Origin of the sequence: Kitasatospora sp. NBC_00070 (genome assembly GCF_045041205.1) — a bacterium.
Lineage (GTDB): Bacteria > Actinomycetota > Actinomycetes > Streptomycetales > Streptomycetaceae > Kitasatospora.
Window position 1 is genome coordinate 4538958 of record NZ_CP108247.1, and the last position, 13983, is coordinate 4552940.

Consider the following 13983-nt stretch of genomic DNA (forward strand, 5'->3'; position numbering starts at 1 on the left):
CACCGTCAGACGGTGGTGACGACCTCGTCGTAGGCCAGGCGCGGGGAGCGCGGGTACCAGGCGTTCTCGCCCGGCTTGCCGATGTTCACCACGGCCAGCACCGAGTGCTCGCCGTCGGCGAAGAACTCCTTGTTGATGCCCTCGGCGTTGTAGCCGGTCATCGGGCCCGCGGCCAGGCCGGCGGCGCGGATGCCGACGATGAAGTACGCGGCCTGCAGGGCGCCGTTGAAGTGGGCGGACGCCTCGCGGACCGGGCGCTCGGTGAAGAACAGCTCGGCGGCCTGCGGGAAGGACGGGAGCTGGGCCGGGAGCTCCTCGTGGAACTCGTTGTCGGCGGCCAGGATGGCGACCAGCGGGGCGGCCGCGGTCTTGGCCTTGTTGCCGTCGGCCAGGTGCTGGACCAGGCGCTCGCGGCCCTCGGTGGTGCGGACCAGGACGACGCGCAGCGGCTGCTGGTTGAACGCGGTCGGGGCGTACTTGACCAGGTCGTAGACGGCCTGGATCTGCTCGTCGCTGACCGGCTCGTCGGTGAAGGTGTTGGCGGTGCGGGCCTCACGGAAGAGCAGGTCCTGGGCGGCGGCGTCGAGAGCCAGGGTCATTACGGGTCCACCTCTACGGGATAAACGTCTTCGTCACGGAGCAGCGGTTTGCGCGCCGTTCGGTACGGTCCAACGTTAGGTGAAACTTAAACCATTCCGCAACTGCCCTGTGAACCACATCACATGAAGAGCGGGAGGCTATTCGCCGTCGGTCTCCCCGCCCTCGGCGGCCAGCGCCGCGTCGAGCCGGGCCCGGGCCCCGTCCAGCCAGCGCTGGCAGACCTTGGCCAGCTGCTCGCCGCGCTCCCAGAGGGCCAGTGACTCCTCCAGCGGCACGCCGCCCGCCTCCAGCTGCCGGACCACGTCGAGCAGCGCGTCCCGCGCCTGCTCGTAACCGAGGCCGTCGTCCGCGTTATTCCCCTGCTGCTCCGTCATTCCGTCAGGGTAGGCGCTGCGACGGACAATTCGGGTGTGTCCCGCCGTCCCGGCTGGCTACCCTCGGCGCCATGACGCCCCAGGTGAGACCCGCCACCCCCGAGGACGCCGCCGAGCTGGTCCGGCTGCGCGGCCTGATGTTCGAGGCGATGTCGGGGCGGCCCGACCCGGGCGGCTGGCAGCCGGCCGCCGAGCGGGTGCTGCGCGAGCGGCTGGCCGGGCCGGACGAGCTGCGCACCATGCCCGCCTTCGTGCTGGACGACCCGGACCGCCCCGGGCGGCTGGCCGCCTGCGCGGTCGGCACCCTGGAGCACCGGCTGCCCGCACCGGGGCACCCCGACGGGCTGTTCGGCTTCGTCTTCAACATCTGCACCGACCCCGGCCGGCGCCGCAAGGGCCACGCCCGGGCCTGCACCGAGGCCCTGCTGGCCTGGTTCGACGCCCGTCGGGTCACCCGGATCGACCTGCACGCCACCGAGGGCGGCGAGGCGCTGTACCGCAGCCTCGGCTTCCACGAGCACTCCGTCCCGCTCTCCCGGCAGCGACTGCTTCAGTCCTGACGGGTGGTCACCTCGAAGGAGCCCTCGGCGACCCGGGCGTGCAGCAGTTCACCGGGCGTCAGGTCGGCCGGGTCGCCGACCACCCGGCCGTCGGCGTGCTGGAGCACCGCGTAGCCGCGCTGCAGGGTGGCCAGCGGGGAGAGCGCGACCACCCTGGCCAGAGTGTGGCCGAGGTCGGACTCGGCGGCGTCCAGCCGGTGGCCGAGCACCCGGCGGGAGCGCTCCAGCAGGGCCGCGACCTGCTCGGCCGGGCCGTCCACCAGCCGGTGCGGGGCGGCCAGCACCGGACGGCTGCGCAGCCCGGCCAGGCCCGCCTGCTCGCGCTCCACCCGGTGGGTGATGTGCCGCCTGGCCCGGTCCCGGAGCTGGTGCACCCGGGTCAGCTCCTCGTTCACGTCGGGCACCACGCGCTTGGCGGCGTCGGTCGGGGTGGAGGCCCGCAGGTCGGCGACGAAGTCCAGCAGCGGCTGGTCCGGCTCGTGCCCGATCGCGCTGACCACCGGGGTGCGGGCGGCGGCCACCGCCCGGACCAGGCCCTCGTCCGAGAACGGCAGCAGGTCCTCGACGCTGCCGCCGCCCCGGGCCACGATGATCACGTCCACCTCGGGATGCTCGTCCAACTCCCGTACGGCGGCGGTCACCTGGGCCACCGCGGCGCCGCCCTGCACCGGGACGTTCCGGACCTCGAAGCGGACGGCGGGCCAGCGGCGCCTGGCGTTCTCCAGCACGTCCCGCTCGGCGGCCGAGCCCCGGCCGGTGACCAGGCCGATGCAGTGCGGCAGGAACGGCAGCCGCTGCTTGCGCTCGGTGGCGAACAGGCCCTCGCCGGCCAGCTTCCGCTTCAGGTGCTCCAGCCGGGCGAGCAGCTCGCCGAGGCCGACCAGGCGGATCTCGGTGGCCCGCAGCGAGAGGGTGCCCCGGGCCACGTACCACTCGGGCTTGGCGTGGACCAGCACCCGGGAGCCCTCCTGGACGTCCTCGGCGACCTGCTCGAAGACCTGCCGGAAGCAGGTGACGGTCAGTGAGACGTCCCGGTCCGGGTCACGCAGCGTCAGGAACACCACGCCCGCCCCCGGCCGTCGGCTGAGCTGGGTGATCTGACCCTCCACCCAGACCGCCCCGAGCCGGTCCACCCACCCGCCGATGAGTGCGGAAACCTTGCCGACCGGGATCGGCGCCTCGGGTGAGCTGGTGTTGGCCATACCGACGAGGCTAACCGGGCCCACCGACGCCGCGCCCGCTTCGGCTCCGGGGTTTCGGCCCTAGGGTGGGACCGGCGAGCAGAGGTCAACTTCGGGGAGCGGCGGGCTGATGGTGATTTCCAAGGGTGCGAACGTGCCGGTGGCGGCGGCCGAGGTGCTGGTCGAGCTGGGCTGGTCGACCGGTCCCGGCGTGCCGGACGCCGACGCGTCCGCGCTGCTGCTGGCGGCCGGCCGGGTCAGGTCCGACGCGGACTTCGTCTTCTACAACCAGCCGCAGGACGTCTCCGGCGCGGTCCGGCACACCGGGAAGCGGTCCGTGCCCGGTGGGGTGGTGGACGCGCTGACCGTCCGGCTGTCCGGGCTCGACCCGGCGGTGGAGACGGTCGTGCTGGCGGCCTCCAGCGACGGCGGCCGGTTCGGCGCGCTGCCCGGGCTGTACCTGCGGGTGCTGGACGCGGCCTCCGGGGCGGAGCTGGTCCGGTTCGAGGACCACGGGGCGACCACCGAGACGGCCTTCGTGCTCGGCGAGCTGTACCGGCGGGGCGAGGGCTGGAAGTTCCGCGCGGTGGGCCAGGGGTACGACTCCGGGCTGGCCGGGCTGGCCACCGACTACGGCATCCAGGTCGACTCGGAGCCCGACCGGGCGCCGGTCACGACCCCGGCCGCCGCGCCCGCTCCGCCCGTCGCCCCGCCGGCACCGCCCGTCGCTCCGCCTGCCGCGCCGCCCTTCGCCGCGCCGACGGCGGCGCCCCCGATGGCCCCGCCCGCCGCCGCGCCGCTCAACTTCAGCAAGATCACGCTGACCAAGGAGGCCCCGCGCCTCTCGCTGCGCAAGCACGGTGCGGTCGGCGGTCTGCTCCGGGTCAACCTCAACTGGGCACCCGCCGCCGGCGCCGCGCCGCAGCGGCAGCAGTCGGGGGCCACCGGCTGGCTGGCGAAGCGGATGCGGGGTGTCGGCCAGTCCCCGATGGCGGGCCGGGACCTCGACCTGGCCTGTCTCTGGCAGCTCCGGGACGGCAGCTCCGGCATCGTGCAGGCGATCGGCCAGCGGTTCGGCGCGCTGCACCAGCCGCCGTTCATCCAGCTGGCCAACGACGACCGGACCGGCGCGGTGACCACCGGCGAGGACCTCTGGATCAACCTCGACCACGCGGACCTGATCCAGCGTCTGGTGGTCTTCGCGTTCGCCTTCGACAACCAGCCGCTGACCGGTCTGAACGGCCTGGCCACCCTCTACCCGGCCACCGGCGCACCGGTCGAACTGCCGCTGGACGGCTGCGACTTCCCGGCCACCAGCTGCGTGGTCGCGCTGCTGGAGAACGACGGCGACGGGCTGGTGGTGAACCGCGAGGGCCGGTACTTCCAGGCGGTCGACGGCCACTCGAACCACCAGCAGATCGACGAGGCGTACGGCTGGGGCCTGAACTGGAGTGCGGGCCGGAAGTAACCGGCGGAGGTCAGCGCCCGCGCCGGACGGCCGGGCTCTGCACCACCAGCACCAGCAGCCCGACGGCCAGCCAGCTCGCGCCCACCCACTGCGCGGTGCTGGACGCCTCGACCAGTACCCAGGCGATCACCGCCATGCCCAGCAGCGGGATCAGCAGGTGCCGGAACCAGTCCCGGGAGTCGCCCCGGACGGTGTACCAGCCGATCACCGAGGCGTGCAGCAGCCCGAACGCGGACAGCGCGCCGACGTTCACCACCGAGGTCAGCTGGTCGAGCCCGTCGTCCCGGCCGGCCGCCCAGGCCGCCGCCACCAGCGTCACGGTGGCGGCGGTCAGCAGCGCCCGCCGGGGCACCGCCGTCCGGGTGTCCACCGCGGCCAGTGCCCGGGGCAGCCGCCCCTCCCGGGCCATCGCGAACAGCAGCCGGCCGGCCGCCGCCTGTCCGGCCAGCGCGGCGAAGGCGGCGCCGATCGCCTTGCTGACCGCCACCAGGGTCTGCAGCCAGTGCCCGATCGAGGCGTCCACGGTGTCGTAGAAGGCGGACCCCTGCGCGGCCGGGTCGGCCGCCAGCTGCTGCGGCGTCACCGGGGTGAGCAGCGCGGCCAGGTAGGTCTGGGTCACGAACAGCACCCCGGCCAGCGCCAGGCACCAGAGCACCGCCCTGGCCACCGCCGCCGAGGCGCCGACCGCCTCCTCGACGAACGAGGCGATCGCGTCGAAGCCGAGGTAGGAGAGCACCGCCACCGAGACCGCCGAGACCACGGCGGTCAGCGAGAAGCCGCCGACCCCGGTCAGCGGCGAGAGCCAGTCCCGTTCGGCGCCGTCCCTGGCCAGCACCACCACGGCCGAGACCACGAAGACCGTCAGCACCACGATCTCCAGCGCCAGCACGGCCAGGCCGACCGCCGCCGCCGTCCGGACCCCGGTCAGGTTGAGCGCGGTGGTCACCAGCACGGCCAGCACCGTCCAGACCCAGCGGGAGACGTCCGGTACCAGCGAGTGGAGCGCGATCCCGGAGAACAGGTACGCCACCGCCGGGATCAGCAGGTAGTCGAGCATCGCCATCCAGCCGGCCACGAACCCCCAGTTCTCGCCCAGCCCGGCCCGGGCGTACGCGAAGACCGACCCGGCCCGGGGCACCGCCCGGACCATCTGGGCGTAGCTGTAGGCGGTGAACCCCATCGCGACGGTGGCGGCCAGGTACACGGCGGCGACCGCGCCGTGGCTCTTGGCGTCCAGCACGCCGAACACGCCGACGGGTGCCATCGGGGCGATGAACAGCAGCCCGTAGACCATCAGATCGCGTACGCCCAGGCTCCGGCGCAGGGCGCCCGGGGCTCCACTCTGCTCAGTCATGCTCAAATTTGAGCACTTTTGTCCTCTTGTATCCGGTAGCCGGTACCCGTCGGCGCGGCCCGGGGCCGCCCGTACCATGGGAGCCATGTCCAACTCTGCGCAGCGCCGTGTCCTGCTCGCCGCCCCCCGGGGCTACTGCGCGGGTGTCGACCGCGCCGTCATCGCCGTGGAGAAGGCCCTCGAGCAGTACGGGGCCCCGATCTACGTCCGCAAGGAGATCGTCCACAACAAGTTCGTGGTGCAGACCCTGGAGAAGCAGGGCGCGATCTTCGTCGACGAGACGGAGGAGGTGCCGGAGGGTTCGATCGTGGTCTTCTCCGCGCACGGTGTCGCCCCGTCCGTGCACGACGAGGCCAAGATCGGCAAGCTCGCCACCATCGACGCCACCTGCCCCCTGGTCACCAAGGTGCACAAGGAGGCCGTCCGGTTCGCCGACGAGGACTACGACATCCTGCTGGTCGGCCACGAGGGCCACGAGGAGGTCGTCGGCACGATGGGCGAGGCGCCCGACCGGATCCACCTGGTGGACGGCGCCGAGGACGTCGCCAACGTGCAGGTCAGGGACGAGTCCAAGGTGGTCTGGCTGTCCCAGACCACGCTCTCGGTGGACGAGACGATGGCCACCGTCGGCGAGCTGAAGAAGCGCTTCCCGCTGCTGGTCAGCCCGCCCAGCGACGACATCTGCTACGCCACCCAGAACCGCCAGGTGGTGGTCAAGCAGATCGCCCCCGAGACCGACCTGCTGATCGTGGTCGGCTCCAAGAACTCCTCCAACTCGGTCCGCCTGGTCGAGGTCGGCCTGGAGTACGGCGCCAAGGCCGCCCACCTGGTGGACTTCGCCGACGAGATCGACGAGAGCTGGCTGGACGGCGTCACCACGGTCGGCCTGACCAGCGGTGCCTCCGTCCCGGAGATCCTGGTCGAGGGCGTGCTCGCCTACCTGGCCGAGCGCGGCTACGGCGACGTGCAGACGGTCAAGACCGCCGAGGAGCACCTGATCTTCTCGCTGCCCAAGGAGCTCCGCCGCGACCTGCGGGCCGAGGCGGCCGGAAAGCTGTAGCGCGGTTCGCGCCGTCGGCCCGTACGTTTGTCCACAGGTCTGTGGATGGATGGAGGTTCGCGGTGACGGCTGTGTTCGGTGTGGACATCGGTGGGTCGGGCATCAAGGGTGCCCCGGTCGATCTCGGGCGGGGTGCCCTGGCGGAGGAGCGGCACAAGGTGCTGACGCCCCGTCCGGCCTCGCCCTCGGCGGTGGTCGAGGCGGTCCGCGAGGTGGTCGAGCACTTCGGCCACCAGGGGCCGGTCGGCCTGACCTTCCCCGGGGTGGTGGTCGGCGGTCGCATCCACACCGCCGCGAACGTGGCCAAGGACTGGATCGGCCTGGACGCCGCCGGACTGTTCCGGGAGACCCTGGACCTGCCCGCCACGGTGCTGAACGACGCCGACGCGGCCGGCCTGGCCGAGGTCAGGCACGGCGCGGGCAAGGGCCGGGACGGCGTGGTGCTGCTGCTCACCTTCGGCACCGGCATCGGCAGCGCCCTGTTCACCGACGGCGCGCTGGTGCCCAACACCGAGCTGGGTCACCTCGAACTCCGCGGCAAGGACGCCGAACGCCGGGCCTCCTCGGCCGCCCGCGAGCGGCACGAGCTGAGCTGGGCCGAGTGGGCGGAGCGGGTCGACGAGTACCTGGACCTGGTGGAGATGCTGTTCTCGCCGCAGCTGATCATCGTCGGCGGTGGAGTGAGCCGGAAGCACGACAAGTTCCTGCCGCTGCTCAAGGAGCGCCCGGCCGAGGTGGTCCCGGCGCTGCTGCGCAACGACGCGGGCATCGTCGGTGCCGCGATGGCCGCCGACGCGAGCGGCTGACGCCGTCCCGCCCGGTCCTGAACCACCGTCAACCGGGCGGCCGGGGCGTCGGCTGACCGGTGGTCAGCGGGCCGCCGAGTGGCCGGTGGTCAGGAGGTGCGGCTGCGCCGGATCCGGCGCTGGGCCAGGAAGCGGGCGGCCACGATCACCAGGGCCAGCCCGGTGCCGGTGAACAGCCAGCCCGCCCGCAGTGCGAGACCGCTGGCCAGCGCCACCACCTGACCGGTCACCCCCGACGCCGAGCCCGGCGCGAAGCAGACCAGCGCCAGCGCGAACGCGATCGGCCCGCTGATCGGCGCGGCCGGCAGGTCCGCCAGCCGTACCCGGACGGCCAGTTGGAAGCAGACCAGCAGGTAGCCGAGGCCGAACAGCACCCCGAGGTCGTCGAACAGCAGCCGGTCCAGCCCCGCCGCCGCCACCGTCGCGACCAGCGCCAGCACACCGGTGCCGACCGCCGTCAGCCGGGCCGGGGGCCCGCTCCGGGCCTTCGGCCGGCCGCGCAGCGGGAGCGGTACCGGCAGGGTGAGCCGCAGCTTCGGCTTCGGGACGGCCGCCCGGGCGTCGGGGGGCGTGGCAGGCCCCGGTACGGCGGCCTCGCCGGCGCCGGTCGGCGGTCGGCGTCTGGGCCCTGGCGGCTGGGTACGGATGCTCTGCTCCACCCGTCCAACGTACGGTCCGATCATCGCCACACTGTGTAATGGCGCGTTCGCCTCATTCCGTGTCCCCGGCCGGCGTAACGTCCGGGAACGAACCACCGATCGGCGGGCGCCCGGCCTCGCCCGCCCGCACCGTCGCCGCCCGCACCGTCGCCGCTCGGCCCGCCCGGGGGCCGCCGCCCGGGGCGTACGGCAGCGGCGGGCGGCTTCGTCCCGGTGGCCCGGCGGCGCGGTGTGACCGGGGCCGTAGACTTGGCGATCGGCTCGGGGCACCCGCGCCGCTCCACGCCCTCCGAGCCCACGGGACTTCGCTACATGTCGCTCACGATCGGAATCGTCGGCCTGCCGAACGTCGGCAAGTCGACCCTGTTCAACGCCCTGACCAAGAACGACGTGCTGGCGGCCAACTACCCGTTCGCCACCATCGAGCCCAACGTGGGCGTCGTCGGCGTGCCGGACGCCCGGCTGGCCGTGCTGGCCGGGATCTTCGGCTCCCAGCGGATCCTCCCGGCGACGGTCGACTTCGTCGACATCGCGGGCATCGTCCGCGGCGCCTCGGTCGGCGAGGGGCTGGGCAACAAGTTCCTGGCGAACATCCGCGAGTCGGACGCGATCTGCCAGGTCATCCGCGCCTTCGTCGACCCCGACGTGGTGCACGTGGACGGCAAGGTCTCGCCGAAGGACGACATCGAGACCATCAACACCGAGCTGATCCTCGCCGACCTCCAGTCGATCGAGAAGGTCCTGCCGCGGCTCCAGAAGGAGTCCCGGCTGAAGAAGGAGAGCGCGGCCACCCTGGCCGCCGCCGAGGCCGCCCAGAAGGTCCTGGAGTCCGGCAAGACCCTGTTCGAGGTCGGCTTCGACGCCTCCTCGGTCCGGGAGCTGCACCTGCTCACCACCAAGCCCTTCCTCTACGTCTTCAACGTGGACGAGGAGGAGCTCACCAACGAGGAGTTCAAGACCGAGCAGCGGGCCCTGGTCGCCCCCGCCGAGGCGATCTTCCTCAACGCCAAGATCGAGTCCGAGCTGATCGGCATGGACGACGACGAGGCCCTCGAACTCCTCCAGTCCATGGGCCAGGAGGAGACCGGCATGTCCACCCTCGGCCGGGTCGGCTTCGAGACCCTCGGCCTGCAGACCTACCTCACGGCCGGCCCGAAGGAGGTCCGCGCCTGGACCATCAAGAAGGGCGCGACCGCCCCCGAGGCGGCCGGTGTGATCCACACCGACTTCCAGAAGGGCTTCATCAAGGCCGAGATCGTCTCCTTCGACGACCTGGTCGAGTGCGGCTCCATCCCCGAGGCCCGATCCAAGGGCAAGGCCCGGATCGAGGGCAAGGAGTACGTCATGCAGGACGGCGACGTGGTGGAGTTCAGGTTCAACGTCTGACGCCTGATTCGGGGGCTTCTATCACCCCTGCTCAGTAGCCACAAACCAGCAGGTCAGAGAGCATATGGCCCGGTCACTCTTCGGAGTGGTCCGGGCCGTTTCTGTGTGTTCCTTGGCCTTGTGGTGACTTGGTGGTGACCCCGAAGAGCAGCACAAAGCCCCTGCTGCTCCGTGGCAACAGGGGCTCCAGGACGGACAGTCAAGCCGCGAGGCGGGGGCAGGGTTAGTTAGATGGTGAAGGTGGCGGCGAAGCTGGCGAAGGCGGCCCATTGGTTCGCCTCGAACACCAGAACCGGGCCCTCCGGGTCCTTGGAGTCACGGACAGGTACAAGGCCAGGGACGCCGTCGCCAACCTCGACGCAGTCGCCCCCATTGGCCCCGCTGTAGCTGGACTTCCGCCACGTCACAGAGTCGAGGTCGAGGCTCATGGGGTGTACTCCTTCATCACGTTGCGAATCAGAGCCACGGACGCTTCGGGAGACAGCGCGTCCGCTCTAACGCGATCGTAGGAGTCCGCGCACTCAGACACGGATTGGGGGTCATCAGCTAGGTGCCCTGCGAGTGAACTTTCCGCATAGGCAACGTCCGGATCGTCCGAAAAGCCTAGAATGATCAGCCCGCCTTCCATGGTCCCGTGCGCTCCACTGCTGTACGGAAGCACCTGAATCTCGATGTCGGGACTCTGTGCAGCTCGGACCAGATGAGCAAGCTGTTCTGCCATCACGGCTGGCCCGCCAACCATCCGTCGCAACGCGGCCTCGTCGATGACGGACCACAACAGGGGCGCTGTTGGCCGCCCCAGGATGAGCTGACGCTTGAGCCTGGCCTGCACCTTCTCAGCCGTCGTCTCCATCGAATCGCGCGGCCGCCCCTTGCGAAAGACCGAATGCGCGTACGCCTCGGTCTGCAACAGGCCCGGGATCAAGCTGCCTGTGTAGTTGTGGATGACCGTTGCTCTGGCTTCGAGTTCCACGTACACCCGGAACCAGTCCGGATACGGCCCCTTGTTGATTAGGGCCTGCCGGAGAACAAAGCGTTGCTTCCCGTTCTGGGCCTCGTTGTTGTGGTATGGGCATATCTGTGGAGATCGAGGCGTCGCTGACGGCGAAGTTCGAGGTGCTGTTCCCGCATCTGGATGAGCGGCAACGCCGTCTGGCAGCTGGGGCTGAGGCGCGATCGCTGGGGCATGGCGGGATCCGGGTGGTGGCTCGGGCTGCGGGAATGCGCGAGGGCACCGTCTCGCGCGGGGTGGACGAACTGGACGGGGCGGTGGAGCCGAGCGGTCGGGTCCGCCGGCCTGGCGGGGGCCGCAAGAGGCTGGCCGACCTGGACCCGGAACTGGTGCCCACGCTGCTGGCGCTGGTCGAGCCGGACATGCGCGGGGATCCGATGTCGCCGCTGCGCTGGACGACGAAGTCGACCAGGAAGCTGTCCCGGGAACTGACGGCGGCCGGTCACCGCTGTTCCGCCGACACCGTCGCCGGCCTGCTGCACGCCGAGGGCTTCAGCCTGCAGGGCAATGCCAAGACCATCGAGGGCAAGCAGAGCCCCGACCGCGACGGGCAGTTCCGCTACATCAACGAGCAGGTCAAAGCCTTCCAGGCCGCCGGCGACCCGGTGGTATCGGTGGACACGAAGAAGAAAGAGCTGATCGGCGAGTACCGCAACGCCGGCACCGAGTGGGCGCGGGCCGGGCAGCCGGTCCCGGTACGCACCCACGACTTCCCCGACCAGAGGCTGGGCAAGGCGATCCCCTACGGGGTCTACGACGTGTCGGCGAACACCGGCTGGGTCAACGTCGGCATCGACCACGACACCGCCGCGTTCGCCGTGGAGTCCCTGCGGCGCTGGTGGACCGCGATCGGCAAGGACACCTACCCGCAGGCCGGACGGCTGCTGATCACCTGTGACGCCGGCGGGTCCAACGGCTACCGGCGCCGGTCCTTCAAAACCGAGCTGGCCGCGTTCGCCGAACAGAGCGGCCTGGCCGTCACCGTCTGCACACTGCCGCCAGGCACATCGAAGTGGAACCGCATCGAGCACCGGCTGTTCGCCCACATCAGCATGAACTGGCGCGGACGCCCCCTGACCAGCCACGAAGTCGTGTTGAACTGCATCGCCGCGACAACCACCAGTACCGGACTGACCGTCACCGCCGCCCTGGACACCAACAGTTACCCGACCGGCATCACGATCGGCGACACACAGATGGCCGCCCTGCCGCTGGACCGCCACGACTGGCACGGTGACTGGAACTACACGTTGCGCCCCGAGGAGCACTGTCGCGACGGCGTCCCACCGATCCCGCCCCAGGACCTGCCCGGCCCGGGCCGCTCATGGCTGGTCCACCCGGCCCTGACCGGCATGCCGGACGAGCAGTGGAGCGGGCTTATCGCCGCGCTGAGCGCGGCACGAGAAGGCCAGCGGGAAGCAGACCTCCACCAACGACGCGGCGGTGACCAGCAGAAAGCACCCGCGCCTGGTCGCTACACCGGCCGGCGACCCGGCCTGACCCTCGTCGACCGGCTCCTGGCCACTCTCCTCTACGAACGACACCGGCTTCCGCAAGTGACGATCGCCCCGCTCTTCGCAGTGGTTCCCCAGAGCCTGAACCGGGTCGTCAGCCAGACCCGGCGCCTCCTCGACGAAGTCGGCCACACCATCGAGCCCGCCGACACCCGACTGGCAACCCTGGACGACCTCCTCGGCCTCGCTGCCCGCCACGGCATCACACCACCGGCAGAGATCAAGACAGCGAGTTGATTTCCGGCAGGCCCTTAGTTCCCAGAGCCGCACGAAGTGGCCGTCAGCGACAAGTGCCTTGTCCAGCAGCTCAGAGAGCTCCCGCTGTGGCTTCCGCTTGGTGACCTCAACCTGTCCGATGTAGCTGCCGGTGTAGTTGATGGCGGCACCCAAGTCGTCCTGACTCAGCCCTGCCGCAGTTCGAAGCCGCCGCAGTTCGCTCCCGTAGAAGACTGCGGCAGCTGCCGACTCATCTGCGTACCGCTTGTTCGTCACTGGGTGAACACCCCCGGTCAAGTGTGTTGTTGGGGCCGAGCCCCTGGTGAGCGTAGCGGCGTGTGCCGAAGCTGTTACCCAGAACGAACAACCCTGGTTCGCCCTCTACCCGGCTAGCCATCCCCTCGGAGGCCCCACCATGACCAGCACCACCCTGCCCCGGCCCATAGCTCCTGTGGTCCCGATTGCCTTCCGGGAACCGGTCCCCGAGGCCGATTCCGTGGCCTGGAGGCCGGCCGTTGGGGTCCTCGTTTCGGACCTTCGCGGACCGGCGCCGTACCGAACGCCTTTGCAGGTGTTCGAGGTTGGTCACTACGCCTGCACGTTGGTCATGTGGTCGGGTGCCAGCAGCCGCCGGATCACCCGGCTGTACGTCGAGATCGAGCCGTACGGCTACAGCGACAGGGAGCTGTTCGGCTACCCCACCGAGGAGGAGGGCGACGATGACGGACGCCTCGGACAGTTCGTGGATCTCGATCAAGGTGTACGTCCTGCGGCCTGACGGTCCGCCAATTGTTCGATCGAACCGTCAGCACTTCGGGGATGAGTACTCCCTTTCCGGTGCCATGACGGAGTACCCACCGTGTGCCTGCCCGGCCTGCACCGCCTGATGGCTGAACAGGTCACCGCGTGCGTGGGCATCGTCCTTGTGGACACCAGGACCAACCGTGTCGGCATCGTCAACCAGACGATGCAGGGATTCATCTTCCTTCGGACGCCGGGCGTCTCGAAGCCCAGGTGGAGAGTACGGATCGACGCTGTTCGGAAGCCGACCGCCGAGGAATGGCGAGCCACTCGCGAACTCGGTGAGCCATTGCGGCAGAAGCCCGTCGACAGCACCCTGTTCCGCTGACCCATTGTCTCCGGCGCCGTGCTCCCCCTTCCACGGTGGCCGGACGGTCCCGGCCCGGTGTTGCTGGTTCCGCCCTGGCCGGGGCCACCCAACTGACCCGACTACCGAAGGTGTTCCGTGACTGACCACCAGAACCAACGGATCGCCAGACGCAGGCGTGAGGCTTGGTACTACATCGCGCTCGGCCTCGCGGGCCTGGGCCTGCTGCTCGGCGTGCTCCTGCGCTGACCCCGAACTCCCGGCCACTCCTGCGAACTGGCCGGGTGCAAAACCCTGTCCCGGCCCGTTCCACGAGCCGGAGCAAGCTCAAGCGACGTAGCGCCGAGTAGGCGCACTCAAGCGCACTGTTAAGTCCTGGGAGGGACCACTGATGGCATCATTGAGTTTGTTGGACCGACCGACCCCACTCCTGGCCCCGCTCCCGGCGGAACTGGGCACCATCCCGTGCAGTACCTGCGGCGGGCAGGGGTACATCACTCAGAACGGTATGCGGTACCAGTGCAGCTCTTGCGGTGGCACCGGCCGCGTCACGGTCTCTTAGGAGTCGCCATGTACTGCAACGTCTGCCAGGGGACTGGGTTCGTGTCGGTGAAGATCGCCAACAGCAATGACGAACTCAAGCACGCATGCGACGCGTGCGACGGCACGGGACGACGACCGGAAC

Annotated in this window: 15 protein-coding genes and 1 pseudogene; 8 read left to right on the top strand and 8 right to left on the bottom strand. The window is 70.5% G+C overall.

Features of this window, described 5'->3' with window-relative positions; genetic code table 11:
• Positions 1–5 precede the first annotated feature (5 nt).
• Together OHV05_RS20965 and OHV05_RS20970 are read right to left on the bottom strand one after the other, a co-directional pair.
• Positions 6–599 carry a malonic semialdehyde reductase gene (locus OHV05_RS20965; protein ID WP_405019039.1) on the bottom strand — a complete coding sequence of 198 codons (594 nt, stop codon included), beginning with the start codon at positions 597–599 and terminating at the stop codon, positions 6–8.
• Positions 600–737: 138 nt separating this feature from the next.
• A complete protein-coding gene (locus tag OHV05_RS20970) occupies positions 738–974 on the bottom strand; it encodes an exodeoxyribonuclease VII small subunit (RefSeq protein WP_405019040.1) in 237 nt (78 codons plus the stop codon).
• A gap of 71 nt (positions 975–1045) precedes the next feature.
• On the opposite strand from OHV05_RS20970, the gene OHV05_RS20975 reads away from it, so the two are divergent.
• Complete coding sequence (locus OHV05_RS20975; protein ID WP_405019041.1) at positions 1046–1534, top strand: GNAT family N-acetyltransferase; 489 nt, start codon at positions 1046–1048, stop codon at positions 1532–1534.
• Here OHV05_RS20975 and xseA read toward each other — a convergent pair.
• A complete protein-coding gene (xseA, locus tag OHV05_RS20980) occupies positions 1525–2736 on the bottom strand; it encodes an exodeoxyribonuclease VII large subunit (protein WP_405019042.1) in 1212 nt (403 codons plus the stop codon). The two genes, OHV05_RS20975 and xseA, sit on opposite strands and share 10 nt — an antisense overlap.
• 109 nt (positions 2737–2845) lie before the next feature.
• Between xseA and OHV05_RS20985 the strand changes: the two genes are divergently transcribed.
• Positions 2846–4183, top strand: coding sequence for a TerD family protein (locus OHV05_RS20985; protein WP_405019043.1), 1338 nt, complete (start codon positions 2846–2848; stop codon positions 4181–4183).
• 10 nt (positions 4184–4193) lie between these two features.
• Here OHV05_RS20985 and OHV05_RS20990 read toward each other — a convergent pair whose 3' ends face one another.
• On the bottom strand, positions 4194–5537 hold the full coding sequence (locus tag OHV05_RS20990; protein WP_405019044.1) for an APC family permease: 1344 nt from the start codon (positions 5535–5537) through the stop codon (positions 4194–4196).
• 85 nt (positions 5538–5622) lie between these two features.
• Between OHV05_RS20990 and OHV05_RS20995 the strand changes: the two genes are divergently transcribed.
• The gene (locus OHV05_RS20995) at positions 5623–6597 is read left to right on the top strand and encodes a 4-hydroxy-3-methylbut-2-enyl diphosphate reductase (RefSeq protein WP_405019045.1); all 975 of its coding nucleotides are present in this window, start codon (positions 5623–5625) and stop codon (positions 6595–6597) included.
• A 62-nt stretch (positions 6598–6659) separates the two neighbouring features.
• Positions 6660–7403: a polyphosphate--glucose phosphotransferase gene (gene ppgK / locus OHV05_RS21000; protein ID WP_403044246.1), complete on the top strand. Its 744-nt coding sequence runs from the start codon at positions 6660–6662 to the stop codon at positions 7401–7403.
• Between the two features lie 89 nt (positions 7404–7492).
• Here ppgK and OHV05_RS21005 read toward each other — a convergent pair whose 3' ends face one another.
• Positions 7493–8086, bottom strand: coding sequence for a DUF6542 domain-containing protein (locus OHV05_RS21005; RefSeq protein ID WP_405019046.1), 594 nt, complete (start codon positions 8084–8086; stop codon positions 7493–7495).
• A 288-nt stretch (positions 8087–8374) separates the two neighbouring features.
• Here OHV05_RS21005 and ychF point away from each other — a divergent pair, with 288 nt between their 5' ends.
• On the top strand, positions 8375–9448 hold the full coding sequence (ychF, locus tag OHV05_RS21010) for a redox-regulated ATPase YchF (protein WP_405019047.1): 1074 nt from the start codon (positions 8375–8377) through the stop codon (positions 9446–9448).
• Positions 9449–9675: 227 nt separating this feature from the next.
• Here ychF and OHV05_RS21015 read toward each other — a convergent pair whose 3' ends face one another.
• Positions 9676–9876: a DUF397 domain-containing protein gene (locus OHV05_RS21015; RefSeq protein ID WP_405019048.1), complete on the bottom strand. Its 201-nt coding sequence runs from the start codon at positions 9874–9876 to the stop codon at positions 9676–9678.
• The gene (locus tag OHV05_RS21020) at positions 9873–10421 is read right to left on the bottom strand and encodes a DUF5753 domain-containing protein (RefSeq protein ID WP_405019049.1); all 549 of its coding nucleotides are present in this window, start codon (positions 10419–10421) and stop codon (positions 9873–9875) included. The genes OHV05_RS21015 and OHV05_RS21020 overlap by 4 nt, the downstream gene beginning before the upstream one ends.
• 95 nt (positions 10422–10516) lie before the next feature.
• Between OHV05_RS21020 and OHV05_RS21025 the strand changes: the two genes are divergently transcribed.
• On the top strand, positions 10517–12211 hold the full coding sequence (locus OHV05_RS21025) for an ISAzo13 family transposase (protein ID WP_405019050.1): 1695 nt from the start codon (positions 10517–10519) through the stop codon (positions 12209–12211).
• A 48-nt stretch (positions 12212–12259) separates the two neighbouring features.
• Here OHV05_RS21025 and OHV05_RS21030 read toward each other — a convergent pair.
• Positions 12260–12466, bottom strand: a pseudogene (locus OHV05_RS21030) (multiprotein-bridging factor 1 family protein); the annotation flags it as partial.
• 139 nt (positions 12467–12605) lie between these two features.
• Here OHV05_RS21030 and OHV05_RS21035 point away from each other — a divergent pair.
• Together OHV05_RS21035 and OHV05_RS21040 are read left to right on the top strand one after the other, a co-directional pair.
• Positions 12606–12968 carry a hypothetical protein gene (locus tag OHV05_RS21035; protein ID WP_405019051.1) on the top strand — a complete coding sequence of 121 codons (363 nt, stop codon included), beginning with the start codon at positions 12606–12608 and terminating at the stop codon, positions 12966–12968.
• Positions 12969–13049: 81 nt separating this feature from the next.
• Positions 13050–13319 carry a hypothetical protein gene (locus OHV05_RS21040; protein WP_405019052.1) on the top strand — a complete coding sequence of 90 codons (270 nt, stop codon included), beginning with the start codon at positions 13050–13052 and terminating at the stop codon, positions 13317–13319.
• Positions 13320–13983: the final 664 nt, after the last annotated feature.

Coding starts and splice junctions, on each gene's coding strand:
- OHV05_RS20965 (WP_405019039.1), bottom strand. CDS start 599: ATGACCCTGGCTCTCGACGCCGCCGCCCAGGACCTGCTCTTCCGTGAG.
- OHV05_RS20970 (WP_405019040.1), bottom strand. CDS start 974: ATGACGGAGCAGCAGGGGAATAACGCGGACGACGGCCTCGGTTACGAG.
- OHV05_RS20975 (WP_405019041.1), top strand. CDS start 1,046: ATGACGCCCCAGGTGAGACCCGCCACCCCCGAGGACGCCGCCGAGCTG.
- xseA (WP_405019042.1), bottom strand. CDS start 2,736: ATGGCCAACACCAGCTCACCCGAGGCGCCGATCCCGGTCGGCAAGGTT.
- OHV05_RS20985 (WP_405019043.1), top strand. CDS start 2,846: ATGGTGATTTCCAAGGGTGCGAACGTGCCGGTGGCGGCGGCCGAGGTG.
- OHV05_RS20990 (WP_405019044.1), bottom strand. CDS start 5,537: ATGACTGAGCAGAGTGGAGCCCCGGGCGCCCTGCGCCGGAGCCTGGGC.
- OHV05_RS20995 (WP_405019045.1), top strand. CDS start 5,623: ATGTCCAACTCTGCGCAGCGCCGTGTCCTGCTCGCCGCCCCCCGGGGC.
- OHV05_RS21005 (WP_405019046.1), bottom strand. CDS start 8,086: ATGATCGGACCGTACGTTGGACGGGTGGAGCAGAGCATCCGTACCCAG.
- ychF (WP_405019047.1), top strand. CDS start 8,375: ATGTCGCTCACGATCGGAATCGTCGGCCTGCCGAACGTCGGCAAGTCG.
- OHV05_RS21015 (WP_405019048.1), bottom strand. CDS start 9,876: ATGAGCCTCGACCTCGACTCTGTGACGTGGCGGAAGTCCAGCTACAGC.
- OHV05_RS21025 (WP_405019050.1), top strand. CDS start 10,517: ATGGGCATATCTGTGGAGATCGAGGCGTCGCTGACGGCGAAGTTCGAG.
- OHV05_RS21035 (WP_405019051.1), top strand. CDS start 12,606: ATGACCAGCACCACCCTGCCCCGGCCCATAGCTCCTGTGGTCCCGATT.